We start from the raw sequence: 25,920 nt of genomic DNA on the forward strand, positions 1-25,920 counted from the left end.
CCACTCTAAGAAGTCGATCTGCGAAAAACCGCGACAGGGGGACGCAGACGGGGATGACGGGTTTGTTTGTTATCGAGTTGGCGCGCAGGCCGGACGGCCCGTTAGCCAGGGCTGGAATTGAAGATTGACTCCCACGGGTACACCACGCCCCTGTGGATTACGCCCTACGTCGTGCGGGCCGGACGGATCGCTCCACCAGTTGTTGGTTAGATTGAACGCTAACGTGCCCGTCGCGCCATAGGTGGTTTGCTGCTCGAAGGCGTTGTTGTCAATGGCGAGATTGAACCCGGCTGTATCTGGCCGTCTGGCAGCAAGCTGCAAGCCGACTGTGCCCCCGCTGAATCCATTACAGCGGATCGAGCCTGTCAGAGGTGCGCTGGTGTTGATGGTGACGCCAGCACCGGCACCGCCGACAAATAAGTTCCCTGATACCGTGATCGGCCCGGCTGTCTGCTCGCCCGTCAGCAGCACCTGGGGCGCGCCGCTGGGTGTGCCGTTGCCGCCGACGATCGTATTGACGATGTTGACCTCACTGCGGCCTGGCAGCCGCACATTCACTGCGGGACCGCCGATCGCATTGCCGAAGATCTGCGTGTTGCGCAGGTCGAGCATACTGCCGAGCGCGACGATACCGCCGCCGTTATCCGCGAACGATGCATTTCGGATTACCAGCGCGCCGCCGGTGCTGCTCACCGCAGTGCCCGATTGTCCCGCTTGACGAACCTGAACCTGATCGAGGATAATCGAGCTACCCTGCGTTCCGACAATGCCTTCCCAACGACCTGCTGTGCCGACAAAGCGGACGGGAGCAGACGCAGTGCCTTGTGCCCGCAGCGCGCCGCCGATGGTGAGCTGCACGCCCGGCGCAAAGCGCACTTCGACGCCCGGATCGATCGTCAGCGATGAGCCAGCCGCAAGCGCATGATCTTTTTGTAGGACAACCGGGCTGTTGGCTGCCGTCCAGCGCACGTTGCCGGTCAAGACTTCCGCAGGTCGCGCCGTTGGCGTCGGCGGAACAGGCGTCGGCTCTGGCGTCGGCGTTATCGGGCTCGTGGGCACGGCGGTAGGCTGCACGGGCTGCTGCGTAGTGCCGGGTGTCAGCGCCGTGTCGGTGCCCGTCGTTGTCGGCGTCGTCACCAAGCCATCCGTTGGCGCTGGCGTTGGAGACGGATTGGGCGCGCCGCGCGGCGGCTGTGGATTATTCTGCGCCGGCTGCGGAGGGCGCGGGTTGTTGGGCGGAGACGGATACGAGCTAACCGGCGGCGCAAACGTCGGCTGGATCAGCGCCGGAGTCGGGACCGTAATAGGATCGCCGGGCGGTGGATTGAAGCCGCTGCTATCGGACGGCGGCACGCCCCCGCCTGGAGGCGGGCCGATCGGCTGCGGCACGTCGCCCGGACCGGGATAGCCCGTTCCGCTATCCGGCCCGATCGCGACAATCGTGTTGCTCAACGTTGCCGTCGAGGTAATGTCTGGTATGGGACTGGCGAACGGCTCGGTGCCGCCGATTGTGGCGGATGGGCTGCTGCTGGAAAAGGGATAGCCCGCCACTGCCGTTGCCGTCGTTGTGAGCGGCGGAGTCGCCGAGCCAGTGGCGCTTGGAGCTTCGCCTACCTGCGGCGTTTGTGCGGGATCGGGCGTAAGCGCGCTGAGGATTAGCGCGCCTGCCAGGATCACGAGCGCGGCCAGCGGCACGATAAACTCGCCGCGCATACCAAGCCGCCGGACTGATATAACCTGCTCTCCGAGTGCCCGAATATTGCTCAAACGTCGCGCTCGCGCCAGCAGAAGGTCTGGGCGAAAGCGCGTGGGATCAAATTTATGTCGCCAATCCATAATACCCAAATCCTACCATGCATCCACGCCATCTGCAACGCTATCAAGGTGACAAAAGTATGAAAAACTACATTATCGTCATGTTGACGGACAATAGCCGAGTAGAGTTTTGCTTGAACCGGCTTACAATCAGCGTTGCCGTTAGACACTGATCGATTGTGTGCTAGAATGGCGCTCTCTACGCGAGATTGAGCGGAAGCTACAAGGAGGTAGCATGAAGATCGAGCGTAACATTGGCTTTGAATTGGTGCGCGCTACCGAAGCGGCTGCGCTGCGCGCCGGGCGTTGGATGGGCCGGGGCGAGAAAAACGAGGCCGATCAGGCTGCGGTCGATGCGATGCGCTATGCCCTGGACAACGTCGATATGGATGGCATCGTCGTCATCGGCGAGGGCGAGAAGGACGAGGCGCCCATGCTCTATATCGGCGAGCAGCTCGGCAACGGCAGGCCGCCCAGGGTGGATATTGCAGTTGATCCGGTCGAAGGCACGACGCTGCTGGCGGAAGGCATGCCGGGCGCGATTGCGGTCGTATCGATTGCCGAGCGTGGCTCGCTCTTTGCTACACCCGGCATCATGTACATGGAAAAGATCGCGGTGGGCGAGGCCGCCGCCGGCGCGATCGACATCACGGCGTCCGTCGGAGAGAACATCAGGCAGGTCGCCAGGGCACTAAAAAAAGATGTCGACGACGTGACCGTCGTGATCCTGGATCGTCCGCGTCATAAGCAGATGATCCAGGAGATTCGCGAGACGGGCGCGCGCATCAAAATGATCTTGCACGGCGATGTCGCCGCCGGGGTGATGACTTCCATGGAGCATGCGCCAGCCGATATTTTGATGGGCATCGGCGGCGCGCCTGAGGCTGTCGTGACGGCGTGCGCGCTCAAATGCATCGGCGGTGAGATCCAATGTCGGCTCTGGCCGCGTAATGATCAGGAGCGCCGGATCGTCGAAGAGCAGCGGATCGACATCGCGCGTGTGTACACGACAAGCGACCTCTGCCAGGGCGAGGATGTGCATTTCGCGGCGACCGGAATCACCACCGGTGAATTATTACGAGGAGTACAATATTTTGGCTGGGGCGCGACGACACACTCGATGGTCATGCGCTCGCGAAGCGGCACCTCACGATTTATCGAGGCCAGCCATCGCTGGGATAAGCTGATGCGTATCTCGTCTCTGCCGTTCGATCAGCGCAACGGGTCCGAGAGCGAATAGCAGTTTGCGCAGGTCCTGCTCAGGCTGGGGCTTGCATTATGCATAAAACCTGCTATACTATTCTCCGAGGCTGGAATAACAGCCTCGGATACCCTCTCAGGCTGCGTTACCGCCGTGTTGAATTTTGACGAGTGCTGCGTGGCTCCCCCGATGAGTTTCTGCCTGTATTCGTATAGATCTTAACGTGTTGCTATAGCCTCGGACAAAAAGGTCCAATGATCATATAGTCGTGGCCCGATGTGGCTGATCCCGTACCGAAAGCAGCACCTACAATCAAGTCAGTATCCCTGATTCGTCCCCCCCTCACGCTGTGTAATTTGGACACGAACTGTACCCTGATTCTAGATGTTGAGTATGGACAGGACGTAGGTGCGACCGCAGGCGCTGCCTGTATTTGTGTTATTACCCATGTCTTAGATTGTTTTCCCTGGAGGACCCTCTGTGAATATCGCTGAACTTGAAATGAAACCGTTGAGCGACTTGCACGAGTTGGCCCGTGAGCTGGAAATTCCAAGCTATGCCCGACTCCGTAAGCAAGATCTGATTATGAAGCTGATGCATGCTCAGACCGAGCAGGTGGGCAACAGCTTCAGCTCAGGTATTCTCGATATTGTGTCGGACGGCTTCGGCTTTTTGCGGAGTGATCGCATGCTGCCGGGGCCGGATGATGTGTACGTTTCCCAGTCGCAGATTCGCCGCTTTGGCCTGCGTACCGGCGACCGCGTGACAGGTCAGGTGCGCCCGCCGAAAGAGAACGAGCGCTACTATAGCCTGCTGCGCGTCGAGCTGATTAATGGGATCGATCCCGAAATCGCGCGGAATCGCCCGCACTTCGATCAGTTGACGCCGATCTTCCCGAACCAGCAGCTTAAGCTGGCGACCGATCCGCAGATCTTGGCGACCCGACTGGTCGATCTGGTCGCGCCGATCGGACGCGGGCAGCGCGGATTGATCGTGTCGCCGCCGAAGGCCGGTAAGACGATGCTGCTGAAGGCGATTGCCAACGGCATCACTACCAATCATCCCGATGTCCACCTGATGGTGCTGCTGGTCGGCGAGCGTCCCGAAGAAGTGACCGATATGCGCCGCTCGGTCAAAGGCGAAGTGATCTCATCGACGTTCGACGAGTCGGTTGAGGATCAGACCAAAGTGACCGAGATGACGCTGGAGCGCGCGAAGCGCCTGGTGGAGAGCGGTCAGGATGTTGTGATCTTGATGGACTCGATCACCCGCGTGGCACGCGCCTATAACCTGGATATGCCGCCGTCTGGTCGTACGCTGTCGGGCGGTATCGATCCGGTGGCGCTGTACCCGCCCAAGCGCTTCTTCGGCGCTGCGCGTAACATCGAGCACGGCGGCTCGCTGACGATTATCGCGACCTGTCTGGTCGATACTGGCAGCCGCATGGACGACGTGATCTACGAAGAGTTCAAGGGTACCGGCAACTCCGAGCTGGTGCTTGAGCGCCGCCTGGCCGAGAAGCGCATCTACCCGGCGATCGACATTACCCGCTCCAGCACGCGCCGCGAGGAGCTGCTGCTTGGTCCTGAGATGATGCGTCAGGTCTGGACGATGCGGCGGATGGTCAGCATGCTCAACGACAACGAGGGCACCGAGCTGGTGCTGACGCGACTTGCCAAGACGCGCTCCAACGAGGAGTTTTTGGCAACGCTCGGCAGGAATATCTAGCATCGGCGGTTTCCGGCGCTACCCGGTAACGAACGAGGGATCAAGCTGAGCTTGATCCCTCGTGTTCATTTCCGCAGTTCGGGCTGATCTCGCCGGTCGGCTCTCGCGTTAATTTCCGCAGTTCGGGCTGATCTCGCCGGTCGGCTCTCGTGTTCATTTCCGCAGTTTGGATTGATCTCGCCGGTCGACTCTCGTGTTCATTTCCGCAGTTTGGATTGATCTCGCCGGTCGACTCTCGCGTTCATTTCCGCAGTTGTGGCTACTCGACCTCAACCGTCTCGCCAACGAGCGCTTCGATCGCCTGTGAGAGTGTGCGCAGTTGCTTGAGCAGCAGCCGCAGTTTGAACGAAGCGCCCTCGTCTTTCTGCACCCACTTCTGGAGATCGCCCTCGTGGTAGGCGCGCGTCAGCCGGTCGGCTTCGTCGACCATCTGATCGAGCGAGCGGATGCGGAAAACACGCGCTTTGTTCTTGGAGGGATTTTCGTCCTCGGCGGCAAATGCGGCGAGCGCGCCCGCCTGACCATCTTCGGCAGCTTCCGGCTCGTCGGCCCAGAAATCGTCGTCGGCCTTGGCGGCGGGCTGGCCGCCCTTGGGCAGCGGGCCGCCTGACCCGGTGTTCACAGGCGTGGCCTCGGTGCGCAGCCCCAGGTTATGCGCCAGCGCCTGCATCGCCGCATCGACCGTCAGATTGGGATTGGCAGCAAAATAATTCGCCAGGCTGCTGACCTCGCCCGCCGACAGGCCCTCGTCGACGATCATCTGCGCGAGCTCGATCTGCGTCTTGGTGCTGTTGATGCGCCGTAGATGCTGCGCTTGCGTCACCGTGAGCTCGCCGTCGCGGATAAGCTGCTGAATCTCAGTCGGCAGGTCGAGCAAGCCCAGGTAGCGACGAATCGTGCGAGGAGCGAGGCCGACCGCCGCGCCGACCTGCTCGTCAAGCTCGCCTTCGCTCAACATCCTGCCGCTGCCCTGGCCCTGCTCGTTGAGCCGATCGCGCAGCCGCCTGAAGGAGCGAGCCTTCTCAAGATCGTTGAGATCCTGGCGCTGGACGTTCTCAACAAGTTGCTGGATCAGCAGGTCCGAGTCGTTGGGATCGAGCACAATGCACGGCACCCGCTCGAGGCCAAGCTGGAGCGCCGCGCGCTGGCGACGACCGCCGTAGACCACGCGGTAGCGCTCGTGGCCCAGCGCGATCACGCCAAGCGGCTGGAGCAAGCCATGCTCGCGGATCGTTTCGGCCAGGCTGACGATGTCGCCCGCGTCTTCGCGAATGCCCTCAGGATCGAGTTCAAGCTGCTGCGGATCAAGATATAACAGTCGCATCAGATACCCTTTGCAAAAAATACACATGTGCGCGTTGCAGAGTATAGCATACCTCGCACGAACGTTCGCCAGCGCGTAATCGAAGTATTGGCACATAGGTTGCAGCGTGAGTGGCTGGGTATCAGGATGTCTGGCTCAGGCTACAGCAGACGATCCGCAGCAGGAGCCAGCATGAAAAGATGCGAGGATCTATGAAGCCCGAAGCGACAAACAATGATGACCTGGATCAGATCAGGCAGGCCAAGGCGGGGGAGAGACTCACCAGCAACGTCGGCTTTTCCAGCCCGAACTCGCCGCTGGATCTGGCCGGACTAGATCCGCTGCCGGAGAGCGGCGGCGTCGGCGCGCAGGAGACGGGAGCGGGTGGCGATCTGGAAGGCGAGGATCAGGCTCACGATCGCGAGATCGCCAGCGGCGATGCCCGGCGTTCGGGACAGCCGCGCGGAGCTGTCCCGAATGCTGATAAGACAACCGATCGTGACCCGAACGAGCGAACCAGCAGCGGCGGCTCGACCTCGTGGTAGGCCGAGCCGATGGCATCTGAGCTTACGAGCTGATCGGCGCGACGGCCATAATGCTGGCACCGGCATCGACATACACGATCTGGCCGGTGACACCGCTCGACAGATCGGAGCAGAGCCAGACGGCGCTGTTGCCAACATCGTCGATCGTTACCTTGCGGCGCAGCGGGGTGATCTCCTCCTGCGCCTTGATCATGTCGCGAATGCCTGAGATGGCGCTGGCGGCCAGCGTGCGGATCGGCCCGGCGCTGATCGCGTTGACGCGAATGCCGCGCGGTCCCAGGTCGGCGGCCAGGTAGCGCACGGACGCTTCCAGCGCTGCTTTTGCGACGCCCTGCACGTTGTAGTTGGGCATCACCTGCTGAGAGCCGTGGTAGGTCATCGTCAGGATCGAGGCGTTCGAGCTCAGGATCGGATCGGCGGCCTTGATCAGCGCCGTGAGCGAGTAGGCGCTGATGTCAAGCGCCAGGCGAAAGCCCTCTCGGCTGGTGTTGAGGTACGAGCCGCGCAGCTCGTCGGTTTTGGCGAAGGCGGCGGAGTGGATCAAAATATCGAGCTGGCCGAAGTTCTCACGCACCTGATTCATCGCCGCCGCGATCTGCTCGTCGCTGCCGAGATCGCAGGGAACGATCAGCGTCGAGCCGAGGCTTTCCGCCAGCGGACGGACGCGGCGTTCGAGCGCCTCGCCCAGGTACGTGAAGCCAAGCTCCGCGCCTTCGCGGTGGAGCGCCTGCGCGATACCCCAGGCGATCGAGTGATCGTTGGCAACGCCGACGATCAGCCCTTTTTTACCAGTGAGCAGCCCCATGTGATGCTCCTTTTTGTTAGGTCTAACTGGCGCGCTATCATAGCCGAGAGCCACGGATCGAACAAGCGCCGCAGCACAGCCACCTGAGTCGCCGACACACCCGGCACAAAAGTGCCGCTACCACCTGGCGGAACCTCCTATAGAGTATCCCTAAAGATGGTCGTATGCGCCTATGGGTCATTATCGCTTACGCCGATGCCAGGCCCAGAGGCTCAAGGTATCCTTATGCCAGCCAATCATAAGGAGGATGGCGTCGTAGCCCAGGCGCGGCCTTAATGCGGCCAGGCCATGATCACGCTAGAAGCGTACACCCTGGCTGTGCAGCTTGTTGACCACCACATCGATTCACAGGCTCGTCCCCGATTACCACCCTGCCTCATGCGGCTATATGGTCAGCTCGAACTGTACAGCGGCGGCTGCCCGCATACGTGCCGAACCGGAAAATTGTTTTTAGTCAGGGCAGTATCCTTTTAGGGTACTATGCGTTTCTAGTACTAGAACACTATACTTCTGCTTCGGCATCAGCCGAAACCGCGCCGAATTACAGACTTCCTACTTCGCATGAAGTAGTTCACGGCACTAGCAACCTGTTTCGTTGTCGCTGAACTGGTACCGTCCTCATCTGTTTATAGGTAACATTATGAGTCGTCGTCATAGACTGCCGAACGCAGGGCAGAGCCTTGTCGAGTTTGCGTTGGTCGCGCCGCTGCTGCTGGCCTTGATGTTCGTGCTGGTTGAGCTGGGCATCATCTTCAGCATCTACATTGGCCTGACCAACAGCGCGCGCGAGGCGGCTCGCGTGGGAGCGGCCTATCAATACCAGATGACGAATCCGACGAGCACTCCCGCGACGGCGACGGTCGACGGTGCGCGCGCCGGGGCGATGAACGCGGCGATCATGGCGACGCTCAACCCGATCCTGGACGTGACCGTCGTCGGCCAGCTTAGCCCCAGCTATGTGTACGAGCCCGCGACGCCGACGAACAATAACTACCGCTACGGCGATAAAGTGATCGTCACGCTGTCGTACACGCACAACCTGTTCTTCAACCTGTTTGGCTTCCCCAGCATTGCGATCCAGTCGAGCAGCGAGATGCGGTTGGAGCCGGGAGGTCTATGATGCGCTTCCGTTTCAAAGCTGCGCGCGGCCAGTCGCTGGTCGAGCTTGCCCTGACTCTCCCGCTGCTGATTCTGCTGCTGTATGGCCTGGCCGAGTTCGGCTTTCTGCTGTATGCGCATGTGCAGGTGACAAACGCGGCCCGCGAGGGCGCGCGGGCTGGCTCGCTCTATCTTGGCAGCCGGTTTCACTACACCGCTGCGAATGGCGGCGACGATTGCTGGGATCTTCAGGAATGGGTCGAGAATGCGCTGGTGCAGCGTAACCGCAACAACAACGGCTGTCCGCAAGCAACCTTCAACACGGCGGTGCATTCCCTTGGGCTGCTCACCCCGGATCAGTGCCAGAACGCGAACGCGGTCAACTGCTGGGTGCTTCAGCCGTTGCAGATCGACGACGTGCCGGTTACAGACACGCCCGCCTGGATCGGCACGCACGTCGGGGACCCGCTGCGGGTGCAGGTGACGTATCGCTATGAGATGCCGCTCCTGGGCGGCGTGTTCCAGATTAACCCGGTGCTGATCGACAAGACCGTGATCATGCGCGTGCAGAATAACTAACATGAGGGCCTGTATGAAGAAGTCTCGCCGTAAACCTCAGGGACAGGCTTTGGTGACAATGGCGATCTTCGCCGTCACCTTGTTCATCTTCGTCGGCCTGGGCATCGACAGCGGCATGCTCTACGTCGAGCGGCGGCATCTGCAAAATGTTGCCGATGCCGCGTGTCTTGCCGCCACAACCGAGCTCAGCCTTGGCGGATCGAGCGATGAGGCGCGCGTCGCGGCCAACCAGTACATCATCAGCAACATGGATGAGAACGCGGAGGCCGCGTTCGATCTGCCTGAGACGATCGACTTTCTGAGCACGACTGTCGGGAGCGGCGTGAGCCTCACGAGCGGCATCCAGGTCAGCGGCAGCGATGTGCGGGTCGCGGTGACGTTTCCGGCGTTTACCTACTTCATGCGGCTGGCAGGCATCGAAACCTACAACGTCATGGCCCGCGCGCGCTGCGACGCGACCAGCGGCGGCGGCATCTGGCCCGTGGCGGTTGTGCGCTTCCCCGGCTACGACGAGGACAACGAGCGGGTCGGCGTGGCGAATACGGGCATCACGCTGCCGCAGACCTACGGCAACGGCCCCAAGGCAAAATACTTGAAGGTGCGCGATATTTTGCAGGCGGGCGACGGCGTGCTCAACCAAGACGGCATCATCGGCGGCTCAGGCTGTAGCGTTCACCGCAACTGGTTCGACTGGCCGACGCTGGGCGATCCCGCCTCCAAGACGGGCTCGTACCATCAGCCGTGCGAGGCCGCGAGCGTCGCCAATCCGGGCTACGAGATCGAGATGGCCGGCCTGAACGCCAACCCGAACGTCGGGAATACCTCCTACAGCGGCCCGCTGCTGCTCGACGCGCGCCAGATCTCGTTCCCCAATCGTCTGTTCTACAACGGCCAGTCGGCAGCGACCTCGACCAACACCTGGAAAGAGACGATCATCAAGTACATCCTGACGCAGTATCCCGGCCCCGATGTGATCCCAGGCCAGCAGCTCGGCGTGGTCAACGGAATCAACACCGGCAACATTCTGGACGCGATCGACGACCGCTACAACGGCGGCGAGATCGTCACCACGCTGGTCTATAACGGCCAGTTGTATCAGGACCCCGATTTTCTGGTATCGGTTGTCTGCAAGCCGGGCAGCTTCCGCTGCAACGAGGCACCGTACTCGAACCAGTTCGTCTACCGCAACGCGCCGCCGACAGATCCGGCAGATCTGTTCAATGCCACCTGCACCAGCTATAACGGCAAGGAGTATTTCATCGCCGACGGCAACGACCTCGCGTTTTTGTTGTCCAATCCGAAGCCGGTGCCAGCGGAGTATCTTGTGACGCTCAAGCCCTCATCGGCGCAGACCGCCGCCGCGACGACGGTGCGGCTGACGGCGCGGCTTTCGGGCGAGAACATCGGCTCCGAGAATGGCACGGGCGCTCCTGAGGATTTCGCGCACATGAAGGTGCGCTGGGAGTGGACCGATGCTGCGGGCGGTACGCACGCCGTGCCCTCGGCGAACGGCTGGCAGGACGGCATGACGCCGGTGGAGGTCGATATGCCGGTGGCTGGCACGACCGTGACGCTGAAAGTGATCCAGAGCGACAAAGAGACGATTGATTGCTTCACGGCGCTCGATCCGTTCAAGCAAAATCCGATCCCGATGATCGTGCCGAAGCGTGTGGCCGGAGCGCATACGATCCAGGTCATTGGGCGCTCCGTGGGCGGCGCGGCGACCTCGCGCGAGCATAGCGACTATGGCGTGCTGGGCATGCGCAGGTATCAGGCCAGCCCCTACTTCGACACCAACGACTTCTACTTCTCGTTCATCGGCGATCCGAGCGGCCTGGTCAAGAACGTCAACCCGCAGACCACGATCGAGCCGAAGTTGCAACTGGTAAACGCGAATAGCGGGAATCCCATGAGCTGGAACGTGATCTCCGGGTCGAGCCTGACGTACTACCAGAATGACGCGCGCCTCAGCGGCGCTCCCGCCGGGATCTCGGCGCAGCGCGACCACAGCGGCCAGAGCCCGACGCTCAGGATTCAGGTTAATCCTGCAACAGTGCAGCCTGGCGAGTATGACATCGATTATCAGGTGACGGCGGGAAGCACGCACTCGACCCGCTTCCACCTGCGCGTGGAAGAAGATCTCAACGCCAGCATCGACTCGTGGGTCGTCGCGCTGTGCTATGCGAACTTCCGGATCACCACGAATCTGAACCAGCAGAGTACACCGAATGTGATCAAGGGCCGGGCGGTTTCCGGCTGCCTCGATCCGAACCAGATCACTAGCGGCCTCACGTCGCGTCTCGTTCAGTGGAACTAAGCGATGTCGCCGCCAGAGCCGATTGTTCGTTATCTGTTATGACCGTTCGTTGATAGCCGAGAGGGAGTACGCTCATGCCCCGTCGTCGTGGTTGGATCTTGATACTACTGGGCCTCGTGTTGGCCCTGGGAACAGGCGGTATGGTCTATAGCCTGCTGCGGCAGGCGGTGCCGGTTGAATCAGCCAGTACCGTGCTCCCGCCCACGCCTGTGCCGACCAAGCCCGTGCCGGTGGCTGGCCGAGCGCTCAGCGCTGGCACGGCGATCTCCGACACCGATATTCTGCTGCAACAATACCCTGAGGAGCTGGTGCCGGTGGGCGTGCTGACCGATACGGCGGAGATCGAGGGGCAACTGCTGGCCGAGCCGCTGCAAGAGGGCGAGTTCTTCCGCGCCTCGCAGATGATCGGCAGCGCGACCGGCGAGCTAAGCAACCAAATTGCCGAGGAAAAGGTTGTCGTGGCCTTCCCCGTGGGCGATCTGCTCAGCCAGAGCAAGGTGATCCACGAGGACGATCATGTCGATCTGCTGCTGACGATCGAGATTCAGGAAGAGAGCGCAACCGAAACCCGCCAGGGCAAGGCGACGAACATCACGCTTCAGAACGTGCGGGTCTTCCGCATCGTGCGCGACGAAGCGACCGAGGAAAATCCCGATCCGGAGATCAAGTCGATCTTGTTCGAGATGTCGCCGCAGGACGCCGTGATCGCCAAGTTCGTGAAGGACGCCGGCGGCACGATGGACCTGGCGCTGCGCTCGCCGCTCGATACCGACACGTTCAACACGCAGATGATCAACCAAGATTACCTGTTCGATAACTATAACTTCCGCGCCCCGCGCTCAAGCTCGCGGCCCAAGCAGCAATAGTCAAGGGTTGGTGCCAGGAGAAGTATGATGGCTCAGAATCAAGCGACGGTTATTCGGATTGTGATTATTGCGCCGGTCGATGGGCTAAACCAGGAGTGGATCGAGACGCTTCAGTCCGATCCGAGCGTACATGTCCAGGCGCGCATCGGCGTGCTGCAACGCGGCGTCGAGACGGTCCAGCATCTTCAGCCGAACGTGCTGCTGATCGATCGCTCGATCGAAGAGATCGAAGAGACGATCCAGGCGGTCTATGCCGCAGCGCCCGAAACGCTGTGTATCGCCGTGCTGCCGCAGCAGGATATGGCGGCGGTGCGGCGGCTCGTCTCTGCAGGCGCGCGCGATATTCTCGCCAAGCCGCTGCATGCCCGCGAGCTGATCGCCAGCATCCGCCAGGTGGTGCAGATGGAAGACGCCCGCCGCCAGCGCGCGGGCAAGCCCTCGATGCTCGCCCGCTTCGAGCCTCGCACGAGCGGCTCGAAGGTGATCGTGGTGATGGGACCAAAGGGCGGCGTCGGCTCGACGACCGTGGCGACGAATCTGGCGGTGGCGCTGAGGCATGTCAGCGGGCAGGATGTGGTGCTGGCCGATTTTAGCCTTCAGTTTGGCGATGTCGCGGTGCTGCTCAACCTGTGGTCCAAGCATACGCTGCACGACCTGGCGGTGCATTACACGACGCTCGACGATGGCCTGCTGGAGCGCGTGCTGGTGCCGCACGAGAGCGGGATCAAGGTGCTGCTCGCGCCGAACGAGCCGGAGCTGACCGCCGATATGAGCGGCAAGCACATCGCGGCGGTCGTGGCGGCGCTGCGGGGCAAGTTCAGCTACGTCGTGATCGATTGCTGGTCGTTTATGGACGAGATCACCGAGACGCTGATGACGACCGCCGATCAGGTGTTGCTGGTGACAACGCCCGAAGTTCCGGCCCTGAAAAACACGAAGCAGGCGCTGGAATACTTCACGCGGCACGGCGTGCAGCGCGAGCGCGTGGCGCTGGTGCTCAATCGCTTTCCCAGCGTCAAAGGCGTGACGCTCAACGATATTCAGCAGCATTTGAAGCATCCGATCCAGGCCAACCTTCCGAGCGACGGGCCAGCGGTGACGTATGCGGCCAATAAGGGCGTGCCCGTGATCCAGAGCCATCCGCAGAGCTGGGTAGCGCAGAGCTTCCTGAAGCTCGCGGCGTGGGTCGCCGGCGATAAAGTGCAGACGATCTCGTACGCTCCGACGACGCCCAAATCCGCCGAGGTCAGGCCGGAGGAGCAGAAGCCGCTGCGCTGGCGCTTTGGGCTGCGCAAGCCGAGTAATTCTTAATCCGCAGCTACAGGCTGCTTTGGCTGGCGGTCTGACGCCAGCGCAGGAGCACAGCTATGCCACGTTTTCGCATGAGACAATCCGGCAATGGTCATACTCCGGAACTACCAGGCGATGGCACCGCGACGCTGCCGCCGACGCTGAAGCGGGCAATGCCGCACGAGCAGAGCACGATCAGCGAAGAAGAGCGCGCGCTCGTCGGGCGGGTGCAGGAGCGCCTGCTACGCCAGATCGAGTCGCGCTTCGAGGCCGAGGTCCGCGATGTTGAGCGGTTGCAGCGGCATATCGCCAACGCCGTGAACGCGGTCCTAGAAGAAGATAACGCTGTGCTGCCGGAGCGCGAGCGCAAGCGGCTGCAACGGATGGTCCAGGCCGAGGTGATCGGGCTGGGGCCGCTCGAAGAGATGCTGGCCGACGATTCGATCACCGAGATCATGGTCAACGGGCCGAGCGAGGTCTTTATCGAGCGCGACGGCGTGCTGCACGAGTCGCCGATCCGCTTCAACGACGATGCTCATGTGCGCCGGGTGATCGACCGGATTGTCGCGCCGCTGGGCCGCCGCGTCAACGAGTCGACGCCGATGGTCGATGCCCGATTGCCGGACGGCTCGCGCGTCAACATCGTCATTCCGCCGATCGCGCTGAATGGCCCGACGATCACGATCCGCAAGTTCTCGCAGGTGCCGCTGACCTCCGCCGATCTGGTGCGCTTTGGCGCGGTTACGGCAGAGGCGATGGAGTTCTTGCGAGCCTGCGTCCACGGGCGCATGAACGTCGTGGTCACGGGCGGCACCGGCGCGGGCAAGACGACGCTGCTCAACGTGCTCTCCAGCTTCATCCCCGACCAGGAGCGCATCATCACGATCGAGAACGCCGCCGAGCTACAGTTGCAGCAGCGCCATGTGGTCACGCTCGAATCACGGCCCTCCAACATCGAGGGCAAGGGCGAGGTGACGATCCGCGATCTGGTGGTCAACGCGCTGCGTATGCGGCCCAACCGCATCGTCGTCGGCGAGTGCCGCAGCGGCGAGGCGCTCGACATGCTCCAGGCGATGAACACCGGCCACGACGGCTCGATGACGACGATCCACGCCAACAACCCGCGCGACGCGCTGCACCGCATCGAGACGATGGTGCTGATGTCGGGCATGGAGCTGCCGGTACGCGCGATCCGCGAGCAGATCTCGTCGGCGATCAACATCATGGTCCACGTCGATCGCTACATGGACGGCTCGCGCCGGGTCAGCCGCATCTGCGAAGTGACCGGCATGGAAGGCGATACCGTCACCATGTCCGATCTATTCGTGTTCCGGCAAGAAGGCGTACGCGATGGCCGTGTGCTGGGCAAGCTGGTGCCGACAGGCATTCGACCGCGTATTCTGGAGCAGCTTCAGCGCTTCAACATCACCGTTCCGACGAGCACTTTCGGCTTTGTGGGCCGGTAGCGCGGAAAGAACCGAGAGCCGGGCACAGATTCTCACCCCTCTCCTATGCAATGGGAGAGGGGCGGCTCACAGGGCCGGGGGCGAGGGCATCACCGCGAAGCTCGGAGAGAGCCATCGACGCGCAATGCTAGGAGACTTTGAATCATGGAGATGATGTTGATCGCCGCCGCTGCCTTCACCGGCCTGGCCGTGTTTCTGGCGATCCTGGGCCTCAACAGCTTGATCAACGCAAGCTCGGAGGTTGACGATCGGCTCGAAGCATACGCGACGATGAGCGCGCCGTTTGGGCTGAGCGCCGATGAACAGAACGGCCTGGGCCAGCGTGTCAGCTCGTATCTTAACGATCGGTCGTTTGCCGGCAGCATTCGGGCCAGCCTGGCGCGGGCCGATGTCAAGCTGAACGTCGCGGAGTACCTGCTGATCAAGATTACCGCCGTGGCACTGCCGTTTCTGCTGCTGTGGCTGATCACCGGCTACATGATCAGCGGCATTCTCTTCGCGGTCGTCGGCTTTCTGATCCCCGAATTCTGGCTGCGCATCCGCGAGCGCAGGCGCATCCGCGAGTTTACGGCTCAGCTTCCCGATACGCTGGCGCTGATCGTCGGCGGTCTGCGGGCTGGATTTAGCCTTCAACAGTCGCTGCTCAACGTGAGCAAGGAAGCGCCGGAGCCGACCGCGACAGAGTTCATGCGCATGGGCCAGGAGCTCCAGCTTGGCGTTCCGATGCAGGAGGCGCTCGACGGGATGGTCCGGCGGATCAAGAGCCAGGATCTGGAGATGATCGTGAGCGTGTTCAAGATCCACGCGCGGGTCGGCGGCAACCTGGCGATGGTGCTCGAAAACGTCGGCTCGACGATCCGAGAGCGGGCGCGGCTGCGACGCGAGGTGCAGGTGATCACCGCGCAGCAGCGCTACGCGAGCTATGTGCTTGGCCTGCTGCCGATCGTGCTGGGCATGATCCTGATGGCGATCAATCCGGGCTACATGATGGAGATGTTCCGGTGGAATATCTATCTGTGTATTCCGATCGGAGCGTTCCTGATGACGGTCGCGGGTTTTCTGGTGATTCGGCGGATCGTCGATATTAAGATTTAGCGCCGAAGATGGCTCTTTTGAAGTAGGAATAGATCCATGATGCTTCCTGTCATCGCCTCAATCCTGGTTTCGATCAGCATCTTGATTGTCTTCGTCGGGCTGGCGGCGCTGCGTCCCAAGGGCGAGCTGCAAGAGCGGATGGAGCTGTACAGCGGCAGCGCTCCGGCGTCGATCGAGCAGCACGAGCTGCAACAGCCGTTCTCGCAGCGCGTGCTCAAGCCGGTGGCGCTCCGTGGCATGCGGATCTTTAGCTGGCTGCTGCCCAACAAACGGCTTGCCACGCTCCACGACCGGCTGCAAATGGCGGGTAGTCCGGGCGGCCTGACCACGTCGGATTTTGTCGGGCTGAAGGGCTGGACGACGATGATCATGGCCGGGATGTTCGTCGCCTACCTCTATCTCACCGGGGGAAAAGTCTCGTTTCTCTCGATGCTGCTCGGCGTGGTCTTTGTGGGCATTGGGTTCTTGCTGCCGGATATCTGGCTGTCGCGCAAGATCAGCAGCCGCAAGCTGGAGATTACCAATGCGCTGCCCGACGCGCTGGATATGCTGACGATCTCGGTCGAGGCCGGGCTCAGCTTCGAGCAAGGAGTCAGCGAGATCGTATCCCGCTGGGATCATGCCCTCTCGAAGGAGCTGCGGCGGGTGCTGTACGAGGTCGGCGTGGGCAAGTCGCGGCGTGAGGCGCTTGAGCGGCTGAGCACGCGCACCGCCGTTCCCGATGTGCTCTCGTTTGTCACTGCGGTCAATCACGCCGAGGAGCTGGGCACGAGCCTGGCGCGGGTGCTCAATGTCCAGGCGCAAGAGCTGCGCATTCGGCGGCGGCAGCGCGCGCAAGAAGCGGCGAACAAGGTACCGATCAAGATTTTGTTTCCAATGGTCTTTCTGATCTTCCCGGCGATGTTCGCGGTGATCCTTGGCCCCGGTATTCCACGGCTGGTTCGGGCGCTCAGTGCGATTATTCGGTAAGATTCGGTATTCGTTAAGGGATCACGGAGCGCCTCATGCCATCGTATGATCATCTAAGCCCGGAGCAACTCTACCGGCAGGGCTTGCAACAGTATAATCGCGCCGACTGGCAGGGCGCCATCGCGTCATTCACCGAGCTACAGGCGGCCAGCGATCAATATCCCGATGTCGAGGATCTGCTGGCGAACGCGCGGCTTAAGCTTCAGTTTTCGGGCTCGGAGCTGCCGCCCGCGCTGCCGCCGCCGCGCGCGGTGGTGAGGCCGATCCTGGTGATCGCCGCGCTGCTGCTGGTGACGGTCGGCGCGGCCTACGGCTTTTATCTCTGGAGCACGCCGCGCATGGTAGCCGAAGCGCTGCCGCCGACGCCAGCGCCAGCGCCAACTGCAACGACGATCCCGACGGCGGTGCCGACTTCCACTCCGACAGCGGAGCCGACCGACGTGCCGCTGATCGCGGGAACGGTGGTCGTGACGGCGGCTGAGGGCGAGACGTTTGTTAACACGCCCGCGAACATCGAGATTATCGTCGATGCTTCGGGGAGCATGCTGGCGAAGTTTGCCGATAGCGACAGGCAGCGCTGGGAGGTGGCGCAGGAAGCGCTGGCGGCGCTGGTCAACTCAGGCACGATCTCCGATCAATCGTCGGTGGTGGTGCGCACGTACGGGCGGCGCAGAGGCAACGATTGCAACGATCTTGAGGTGGCGCAGGGCTTGAGCCGCTACAACGCCGAGGCGCTGCTCAACGTGATCTCCGGCATCAAGCCCGCTGTCGGCGGCATGACGCCCCTGGCATCGTCGCTGCGCGCGGCGAGCGAGGATCTGCAAGCGGCAGAGGGCAGCACGGTGGTGATCCTGGTGACGGACGGCCTGGAGTCGTGCAATGGCGATCCGGTGGCCGAGGCGGCCAACTTCGTCAAGGACACCGACCAGCGCAAGGTGCATGTGATCGGGTTTGCGATCGGCGACCAGGAGGCCAGCGATAAGCTGCGGCAGATCGCCGAGCAGGGCAAGGGCCTGTACTTCGACGCCAACGATAGCGCGCAGCTCGCCGAGGCGCTCCGCCAGACGATCGTACTGAGCTACCAGATCGTCACGGCGGAGGGCGAGCAGGTGGCGGCGGGCACCGTCGGCGCGGAGCCGGTGGCCCTGGAGCCGGGCACCTACACGCTCAAGATCAACGCCAACCCCGCGATCGAGAAGGAGCTGATCGTCAAGAGCGGCGGCGATGTCGTGGTCAGCCTGCGGCAGGGCTTCGGCGGTCTGGTGGCGGAGATTCAGGAAAAGACACGCTGATCGTTCTTTTGTGTGCTCATGGCATAGAATCAAGGAGCACGTTAGGGTCCCCTCCGCGCCCAAAGGCCACCTCCCCCCGGCCTGACGGCGCACCAAGCGGCTGGCAGATCGCCAGCCGCTTTTGGTTGCCCGCCGTGTCCGACGTGCTGCTACCAATCATGGTATGATGGTTTGAGACTATGGTTATAGCAGAATATCAGAGAGGCGCGTCTCGTCATGCATAATCTGTTGCCGCTGCTACCCTATCTGCGGCGCTACCGGCTGATGATCGGCGTTGGCCTGTTCGTCGCGGCGGTCAGCGCGGGCTTCAGCACGATCCCGCCCTACCTGCTGGGTCGGGCCGTGGACGAGCTACGGCTGGGCAGCGTGCAGCTTGAGACGCTGGGCTGGTACGGCCTGTTGATCCTGGCTGCGACGCTGGCCGACGGCGTGCTGAAGTTCGGCATGCGGCGGCTGGTGGGCGGCGCGGCCTACTATATCGAGTACGATCTGCGCAACGATCTCTTCAGGCAGTTTCTCCGGCTCGACCAGCACTTCTACGGCGACAATCATACCGGCGACCTGATGGCCCGCGCGACGAATGACTTGAGCGCGGTGCGCCAGCTGCTCGGCCCCGGCCTCAACTCGGTTGCCAGCTCCGGGCTGACGTTTCTGTTCGTCGCGGTGCTGATGCTCCAGATCGATGTGCAGCTTGGCCTGATCACGCTGCTGCTCTTGCCGTCGATCAGCGTAGCCTTTGTGCTGATCGGCCAGCGGATGCGCGAGCGGTTTCGGCATGTGCAGGATCAGTTCGGCCACCTCTCGACGCGGGCACAAGAAAATTTCAGCGGCATTCGCACGATCAAGGCGTACGCCCAGGAGCAGGCCGAGCTACAAGTCTTTGGCGCGGCCAATCGCGAGTACCAGCGGCTCAATCTGCGCTACGTGCTGCTGTCGAGTCTGATCTGGCCGCTGATGACGCTGCTGCTCAGCCTGGCGGTGGCGGTCGTGCTGCTGATCGGCGGGCAGGCCGTGGCGACGGGCCGCTTTACGCTCGGCGAGTTCGTGCGCTTCAATTTTTATCTGACGCTGCTGACGTGGCCGATGATCGCGCTTGGCTGGACGGTGACGCTCTTCCAGCAGGGCAGCGCGTCGATGGGCCGGATCGCCGAGGTGCTGCACCGCGAGCCGGAGATTCAGTCGCGCGCGCATGTCGAGCCGCGCGCGGCGGTGCAGGGCGAGATCGAGCTGCGCGATGTGGGCGTGCGCTACGGCGAGACGTGGGTGCTGCGCCATATCTCGCTGCGGGTGCCGCGCGGCACGTCGGCGGCGATCGTCGGCGCGACCGGCGTGGGCAAGACGACGCTGGTCAATCTGCTTGGACGAGTCCACGATCCGACCGAGGGCCAGGTCTGTGTGGATGGCGTCGATGTGCGCGAGTGGCCGCTCGACCGGCTGCGGGCCGGGATCGGATTCGTGCCCCAGGATACGTTTCTGTTCTCGGTGCCGCTGCGCGACAACGTGACCTTCGGGCGGGTCGATGCCAGCCAGGAGCAGATCGACGAGGCGCTGCTGGTGTCGCAGCTAGTCAACGACGTGCCGCAGTTTCCGCAGGGCATCGATACGCTGCTGGGCGAGCGCGGCGTGACGCTCTCCGGCGGCCAGAAGCAGCGCACAGCTATCGCCCGCGCGGTGCTGCGCGATCCGGCGATCCTGATCCTCGACGATGCGATGTCGAGCGTGGACACGCACACCGCCGCAGAGATTCTGCGCAATCTCAAGCGCGTGATGACCGACCGCACCAGCATCATTATCGCCCAGCGCATCGCCACGGTGAAAGACGCCGATCAGATCATCGTGCTGCACGACGGCGCGATCGTCGAGCGGGGCACGCATGCCGAGCTGGTGCAGCGCAACGGACGCTACGCGGCGATGTATCGGCGCGAGTTGCTGCGGGCGGAGCTGGAAGAGGGCGAATAAAGAACCAAGAACCAAACAAAGAACAAAGAACAGAGAACAAAGGAACAAGGGAGCAAGGCAACTTGAAACTTGAAACTTGAAACTTGAAACTCGAAACTCTGGAGTAGCAATGGCCGTTCGGCTTGACGATAACGAAACCCTGGGCAAGGCATACGACGCGCGGCTGATGCGGCGGCTCTGGTCGTTCGTCTGGCCGTACCGCAGGCGAGTCTATGTCGCGCTCGTGCTGCTGGTGGGCGAGGCGGCGGTCGTGAGTATGCCGCCGCTCCTGGTGCAGCGCGCGATCGACGGGCCGCTGACGCAGGGCCGACCGCAGGATGTCTGGATCTATTTTGTGCTCTATGTGCTGGCGGCGCTGGGCAGCTTTGGCTTCAAGTACGCGCAGGTCTTCGCGATGCAGACCGTGGGCCAGCAGGTGATGGTCGATCTGCGCATGCGTATCTTCGGCCACGTGCAGCGCATGAGCCTGGCCTTCTTCGATCGGCATCCAGTCGGCAGCCTGATCACGCGGCTGACCAACGACGTGGACGCGCTCAACGAGTTCTTGACGCAGGGCATGGTGGCGATCCTGGCGGATCTGGCGGTGCTGGTGGGTATTATCGTCGTGATGTTCGCGCTCGACTGGCGGCTGGCGACGGTCAGCATGCTGGTGCTGCCGCTGGTCGCGCTCGCGACGTTTTTGTTTCAGCGGGTGATGCGGCAGGCGTATCGGCACGTGCGGCAGCGGCTGGCGCGGATCAACGCCTATCTGAACGAGCATATCAGCGGCATGCTGGTGCTTCAGCTCTTCAATCGCGAGCAGGTAGCCTTCGCGCGCTTCGACGATCTCAACCGCGACTATCGCGCCGCAAATATGCAATCGCTCCTGGCGTTCTCGCTCTTCTTTCCGACGATCGGCTTTTTGTCGGCGCTGGCAATGGCGCTGCTGCTCTACTGGGGCGGGGGCGGCGTGCTGGCGCAGTGGACCACGCTGGGTATGCTGGTGGCGTTCGTGCAGTACACCGAGCGCGCCTTCCAGCCGATCCGCGATCTGGCCGAGAAGTACAACATTTTGCAGGCGGCGATGGCCTCGTCGGAGCGGATCTTCAATGTGCTCGATACGCCGGAGGATGTCAGGGATCGGCCCGATCCGGCGCATCTGCCGGAGCATGTCAGGGGTGAGATCGAGTTCCGCAACGTGGTCTTTGGCTACAATCCCGACGAGCCGGTGCTGCGCGATGTGTCGTTTACGATCCCGGCGGGGCAGGCCGTGGCCGTCGTGGGCGCCACCGGCGCGGGTAAGACGTCGCTGATCTCGCTGCTGGCGCGCTTCTATGATATTCAGCAGGGCAGCATCCTGCTCGATGGCGTCGATATTCGCGATGTGCCGCAGGCCGAGCTGCGCAGGCATATCGCCGCCGTGCCTCAAGATCCGGTCTGCTTCTCCGGCACGATCGCCTCGAATATTCGGCTGCACGCCGAGGAGATTACGGATCAGGAGGTCCGCCGCGCGGCAGAGATCGCCAACGCCGCGCCATTTATCGAGCGGCTGCCGGAGCAGTACGACTACGAGGTGCGCGAGCGCGGCTCGAATCTGTCGGTGGGGCAGCGCCAACTGCTGGCGTTCGCGCGGGCCGTGGCGTTCAATCCTGAGGTGCTGCTGGTGCTCGACGAGGCGACATCGAGCGTGGATACCGAAACCGAGGTGCTGATCCAGACGGCGCTGGTGCGGCTGCTGGAAGGCCGCACCAGCATCGTGATCGCGCACCGGCTCTCGACGATCCGGCATGTCGATCGGATCATCGTGCTGCACAAGGGCCAGCTGGTCGAGGATGGCACGCACGATGAGCTGCTGGCGCGGCGTGGCTACTACGCGCGGCTGTACCAGTTGCAGTATGCCGAGCAGCAGGGCGCGATCGAGCCTGTGGAGTAGCGCCGAGCGATCAAGGCTCGACTCGCTCGTGCCCAGCGTTAGCGCCGCCGACCTCTGGGGATCTCGAAGCGGTACGTCTCGCCGTGGCGCAGGTAGCGGATCTTGTCTTCGATTCCCGCCGCGCGCACCTCGCGCTGAAAGTCCTCAAGCGGCGATTTGAAGACGGTGTAGTCGTTGTAGTGGATCGGGATCGCGATCGTCGGGTCGATCAGCCTGACGACTTCGAGGCCCTGCTTGCCGTCCATCGTCACCATGATGCCCAGCACGCGGGTGCCGCCCAGGTGCAGTAGCGCGAGATCGACGTTGGGGTAGCGCCGGGGGATCTGCTTGAGCCGATCGTGGACCAGCGTGTCGCCCGTGATGTAGAGCCGCAGCAGTAGCTTGCCCGTCGCGATCGACTCGAACTCCAGCATGCTGCCCATCACCGGCGGTAGCAGCGCGGCCAGAATTCCCGGCCCGTGCGTGCCCGGCATGGCGGTGATCCGCAGCCGAACTTCGCCTTTTGTAACGGTCTGTGTCTGCCAGGTTTTGAGCGGGTAGGTTCTGGTAAAGCCTTTGCGCCTGAGATCCTTCGCGGCGTGGCGTGTCGTGACGATCGGCAGCGTGGGATCGAGCCGCTCCGCCGCCACGCGGTCGAAGTGGTCCTCGTGCATGTGCGACAGCACGACGAGATCGACGGGCGGCAGATCCGCGATGTCGAGCGCCGGGTCGGTCAGGCGTGTCGCGCGCAGGCCGTAGCCCAGGTGGACCTGCTCGTGCCGGTGCAGGAAGTTGGGGTCGGTCAGGATCGTGAATCCAGCGTAGCGAATCAGCGTGGTCGCCGTGCCGATGAAGAAGACCGAGCCAAGCCGCAGGTCGGGGCCGCGACTCTCGGCTGGCAGGTGTAGCTCTTTGCGTGCCATAGGCCTCCTTTGATTGGGAGGTGTGCGGTGTGGCAGGAAGTGTGCCGGGGTGATGGTGGCTCGATCCGTTCGTAGGGGCGTGATGATGGAGATTAATAAAGGAATCTGGACCGGACCGTAGGGGCGTGCTGCCGCACGCCCAGGGCGTATTGCAATACGCCCCTACCGACGGTTTCTCACATCATTATCACGCCCAGAACACGGCACGCCGTGCCTACGCATGATCGAAACCTTTTGGTTGTCGCTAGACAACCACAATTTCTTTTATGTTCGCACAGCGAATCTTTCATCAGTATGCGATTCTACCACATTTACCTGACAGCTTCTGCCAGCTTTTCTACAATCTCTTCAATCGTGTACATAGAGGTGTTTAGAGCTATTTTATCGACCAAAGAGGGGCTGCGACTCATTACCTCATTTTTTGAAACCTTATGCCATAGTGGTAGTATTACTTTGGAGCCACTCATTTCTCTCGCGATGAGTCCATCTAGCTCGTATTGAGGCCAGTTCTTTTCAAAGAATGCAGGCGATAGTACAACAATACCAAATCGTGAATTAGCAAGACCTCTATCAATTGAACGTCGAAGATTCTCTCCTACCTTCAGTTGAAACTCATCATACCAAACTGAAAAACCTACCTCTTGAAGTTTTTCAGCAAGTGGTCGCACCAAATCGTCCTTGTCTTCACTAGCATGTGAGATAAAGACATCGTAAAAAGGATTCTCTTCTTGATCCTGTACATTATCACCGCTATAACGACTTGTGGTTGAACTAGATGCTTGATGTAATTGCTCAGCTTGCATTCTTCTCATCTTCTCATCTCCTTGCTTAAACATGTCTTGTAGCTTTTTATACTCACGCCCTTGCTCGTTAAGGAGTTGCTGCTGCATTTTGTTCAGATCAGCAGTTTTTGATGTGATCCGTTTACTGATTTCTGCCTTCTTCTTTTGAATAGCAACAATATCACGTTCAAGCCGACCGATCTCACTTAGCTTATTTCGAACAGTAGATGGACTGGTAGTTCGAGAAATGCTTTGCTTAACTCTGAGCATGCGCTCACTTGTCAAGGACTCTTTCTTAGTCTCATCAGTCAACTTCTGTTGAAGTAAATTAATATCGCGTTGTGTTTGCTCAAGCTTATTCTGGATAATCTGAACTGACATAATAAACTTCTCCTATTTACTCCCCACGCCCACGCCGTTGTGAGCGCGGGGAGCACACCATCACATCACCTTAGCACTGGCTAAACCCGCACGCATTGCAGTGCATACAGCCCTCCTCGTGGATAAACGACGCCTCGCCGCACTCAGGGCACAGATCGGCGCGGATCGACGGCAGCGTGAGCTGTATCTGCACGGGCTTGTGCTCGACCGCCGGGCCATCGTCGTCCGCAGCGCCATCGCCGGGCGTGCAGCACTCCTCGATCGCCTGTGCGACCGCGTCTGGCAGCGAGCGCACGCGATCTTTGCCGAAGCCCATCGAGCGCGCCCCGCCGATGCCCTTCAGCTGGTGGACGATCTGGCTCAGCCGCTCCTTGGGCGTCAGCGGCGAGGCCACGCGCAGCACCAGCGACGCGAGACGGCCCAGCGCCTCGGCCATGCTCGTCACGTCGGAGCCGGCCTTGCCCGCCGTGACAAAGACCTCCAGCGGCTCGCCCGAGTCATCGTCGTTGACCGTCACGAAGACCGAGCCGAGCGGACTCTCCTTCTGGATCGTCACGCCGCGCGAGAGCTTGGGCCGTGGGCGGATCTTGGGCTGATTCCACAGCTCCGTAAGCTTCTGCCCAGGCTTCTCGGCTGCGGGAGCCTCGGCCTTCTTCTCCTCCTTCTTGAGATTGAGCACCTGCTCATCGCGCGAGCCGTCGCGGTAGATCGTGCCGCCCTTGCAGCCAAGCCGGTACATGTACTCGTACAGCTCGCGCGTCTGCTCGATCGTGTAGTCGTTGGGCACGTTGCAGGTTTTGGAGATCGCGCTATCGACCCAGCGCTGGAGCGCGGCCTGCACCCTGACGTGCTCCTTGGGCGATAGCTCCATCGCATTGACGAAGTAGTCCGGCAGCGGCTGCCCCGGATGCTCTCGCTCCCACTCCTCGACCACCGCGACGCGCTCCTCGTGGACGCCCAGGCGACTCTTGCGGAAGTAGCTCCACGAGAAGTACGGCTCGACGCCGGTCGACGTGGCGACCATCGTGCCAGTTGTGCCCGTCGGCGCGACCGTCAGCAGCGTGACGTTGCGCAGCCCCTTCTCGCGCACGGTCTGCTGCACCTGCTCAGGCATCGCCCGCATGTAGCCGCTCTGCAAGAGCTTGTCGGCGTCGAACATCGGGAAGGCACCCTTCTCAACTGCGTTGTCGGCTGATGCGAGGTACGCCTCGCTGGCGATCACCTCGCCAAGCTGATCGAGGAACGCGATGCACTCCGGCGAGCCGTAGCGGATCTTGAGGCGGATCAACATGTCGGCCAGGCCCATGATGCCGAGGCCCACGCGCCGCTCGCTCTCCTGCTGCTGCTTATTCTCCTCGAAGAAGTAGGGCGTCGCGTCGATCACGTTGTCGAGGAAGCGCACGGCGTAGCGCACGGCCTTGCGCAGATCGTCCCACAGCACCTCGCCATCGTAGGCGAAGCGGCTTAAATTAATTGCACCGAGATTACAGATCGCAAAGGCTGGAAGCGGTTGCTCACCGCAATTGTGTAAAACGATTCCGTTCCCGATGAACGAGTGCGTAAGCGGCTCGGTCAGGTCGAACACATCTTCCACGCCGTCTTCAGCGATTGTCTC

The 25,920-nt window shown here is 61.8% G+C and carries 20 protein-coding genes; 14 read left to right on the top strand and 6 right to left on the bottom strand.

From position 1 onward, the window contains the following. Positions 1 to 69 precede the first annotated feature (69 nt). Entirely contained in the window at positions 70 to 1,836 is a 1,767-nt protein-coding gene (locus tag VFZ66_03180; protein HEX6288162.1) for a right-handed parallel beta-helix repeat-containing protein, read from the bottom strand. Positions 1,837 to 2,050: 214 nt separating this feature from the next. Here VFZ66_03180 and glpX point away from each other — a divergent pair, with 214 nt between their 5' ends. Both glpX and rho read left to right on the top strand, forming a co-directional pair. After that, positions 2,051 to 3,055, top strand: a complete 1,005-nt coding sequence (gene glpX / locus VFZ66_03185; protein HEX6288163.1) for a class II fructose-bisphosphatase — start codon at positions 2,051 to 2,053, stop codon at positions 3,053 to 3,055. A 441-nt stretch (positions 3,056 to 3,496) separates the two neighbouring features. Then, positions 3,497 to 4,744 (top strand): transcription termination factor Rho, encoded by a 1,248-nt coding sequence (rho, locus tag VFZ66_03190; GenBank protein HEX6288164.1) that lies wholly within the window; start codon positions 3,497 to 3,499, stop codon positions 4,742 to 4,744. 259 nt (positions 4,745 to 5,003) lie between these two features. Here rho and VFZ66_03195 read toward each other — a convergent pair whose 3' ends face one another. Continuing rightward, on the bottom strand, positions 5,004 to 6,068 hold the full coding sequence (locus VFZ66_03195; GenBank protein ID HEX6288165.1) for a ParB/RepB/Spo0J family partition protein: 1,065 nt from the start codon (positions 6,066 to 6,068) through the stop codon (positions 5,004 to 5,006). 179 nt (positions 6,069 to 6,247) lie between these two features. Here VFZ66_03195 and VFZ66_03200 point away from each other — a divergent pair, with 179 nt between their 5' ends. Next, positions 6,248 to 6,592 carry a hypothetical protein gene (locus tag VFZ66_03200; GenBank protein ID HEX6288166.1) on the top strand — a complete coding sequence of 115 codons (345 nt, stop codon included), beginning with the start codon at positions 6,248 to 6,250 and terminating at the stop codon, positions 6,590 to 6,592. A 22-nt stretch (positions 6,593 to 6,614) separates the two neighbouring features. Here VFZ66_03200 and VFZ66_03205 read toward each other — a convergent pair whose 3' ends face one another. Continuing rightward, positions 6,615 to 7,397 (bottom strand): enoyl-ACP reductase, encoded by a 783-nt coding sequence (locus VFZ66_03205; protein ID HEX6288167.1) that lies wholly within the window; start codon positions 7,395 to 7,397, stop codon positions 6,615 to 6,617. 640 nt (positions 7,398 to 8,037) lie between these two features. Between VFZ66_03205 and VFZ66_03210 the strand changes: the two genes are divergently transcribed. From VFZ66_03210 to VFZ66_03260, 11 genes are all read left to right on the top strand, one after another. Then, positions 8,038 to 8,517 carry a TadE/TadG family type IV pilus assembly protein gene (locus tag VFZ66_03210; protein HEX6288168.1) on the top strand — a complete coding sequence of 160 codons (480 nt, stop codon included), beginning with the start codon at positions 8,038 to 8,040 and terminating at the stop codon, positions 8,515 to 8,517. Further along, a complete protein-coding gene (locus VFZ66_03215) occupies positions 8,514 to 9,074 on the top strand; it encodes a TadE family protein (GenBank protein ID HEX6288169.1) in 561 nt (186 codons plus the stop codon). Before VFZ66_03210 ends, VFZ66_03215 begins: the two co-directional genes overlap by 4 nt. Positions 9,075 to 9,087: 13 nt before the next feature. Beyond that, entirely contained in the window at positions 9,088 to 11,391 is a 2,304-nt protein-coding gene (locus tag VFZ66_03220; protein ID HEX6288170.1) for a pilus assembly protein TadG-related protein, read from the top strand. Positions 11,392 to 11,465: 74 nt separating this feature from the next. Then, positions 11,466 to 12,257, top strand: coding sequence for a Flp pilus assembly protein CpaB (gene cpaB / locus VFZ66_03225; GenBank protein ID HEX6288171.1), 792 nt, complete (start codon positions 11,466 to 11,468; stop codon positions 12,255 to 12,257). A gap of 27 nt (positions 12,258 to 12,284) precedes the next feature. Next, positions 12,285 to 13,568 (top strand): AAA family ATPase, encoded by a 1,284-nt coding sequence (locus VFZ66_03230; GenBank protein HEX6288172.1) that lies wholly within the window; start codon positions 12,285 to 12,287, stop codon positions 13,566 to 13,568. Positions 13,569 to 13,624: 56 nt separating this feature from the next. Continuing rightward, positions 13,625 to 15,013: a CpaF family protein gene (locus VFZ66_03235; protein HEX6288173.1), complete on the top strand. Its 1,389-nt coding sequence runs from the start codon at positions 13,625 to 13,627 to the stop codon at positions 15,011 to 15,013. A gap of 144 nt (positions 15,014 to 15,157) precedes the next feature. Next, on the top strand, positions 15,158 to 16,108 hold the full coding sequence (locus VFZ66_03240) for a type II secretion system F family protein (protein HEX6288174.1): 951 nt from the start codon (positions 15,158 to 15,160) through the stop codon (positions 16,106 to 16,108). A 36-nt stretch (positions 16,109 to 16,144) separates the two neighbouring features. Next, a complete protein-coding gene (locus tag VFZ66_03245) occupies positions 16,145 to 17,077 on the top strand; it encodes a type II secretion system F family protein (GenBank protein ID HEX6288175.1) in 933 nt (310 codons plus the stop codon). 35 nt (positions 17,078 to 17,112) lie between these two features. Further along, entirely contained in the window at positions 17,113 to 18,369 is a 1,257-nt protein-coding gene (locus tag VFZ66_03250; GenBank protein HEX6288176.1) for a vWA domain-containing protein, read from the top strand. Between the two features lie 216 nt (positions 18,370 to 18,585). Next, positions 18,586 to 20,328, top strand: coding sequence for an ABC transporter ATP-binding protein (locus tag VFZ66_03255; GenBank protein HEX6288177.1), 1,743 nt, complete (start codon positions 18,586 to 18,588; stop codon positions 20,326 to 20,328). Positions 20,329 to 20,437: 109 nt separating this feature from the next. Beyond that, a complete protein-coding gene (locus VFZ66_03260) occupies positions 20,438 to 22,240 on the top strand; it encodes an ABC transporter ATP-binding protein (GenBank protein ID HEX6288178.1) in 1,803 nt (600 codons plus the stop codon). A gap of 38 nt (positions 22,241 to 22,278) precedes the next feature. Here the strand turns inward: VFZ66_03260 and VFZ66_03265 are convergent, their stop codons facing one another. From VFZ66_03265 to VFZ66_03275, 3 genes are all read right to left on the bottom strand, one after another. After that, the gene (locus VFZ66_03265) at positions 22,279 to 23,142 is read right to left on the bottom strand and encodes an MBL fold metallo-hydrolase (protein HEX6288179.1); all 864 of its coding nucleotides are present in this window, start codon (positions 23,140 to 23,142) and stop codon (positions 22,279 to 22,281) included. Positions 23,143 to 23,453: 311 nt separating this feature from the next. Further along, positions 23,454 to 24,305: a TIR domain-containing protein gene (locus tag VFZ66_03270; protein HEX6288180.1), complete on the bottom strand. Its 852-nt coding sequence runs from the start codon at positions 24,303 to 24,305 to the stop codon at positions 23,454 to 23,456. A gap of 70 nt (positions 24,306 to 24,375) precedes the next feature. Then, positions 24,376 to 25,920 (bottom strand): hypothetical protein (locus tag VFZ66_03275; GenBank protein ID HEX6288181.1); only part of this gene is annotated, 1,545 nt, incomplete at its 5' end.

It is taken from the genome of Herpetosiphonaceae bacterium (genome assembly GCA_036374795.1).
Classification (GTDB): Bacteria; Chloroflexota; Chloroflexia; order Chloroflexales; family Kallotenuaceae; genus LB3-1.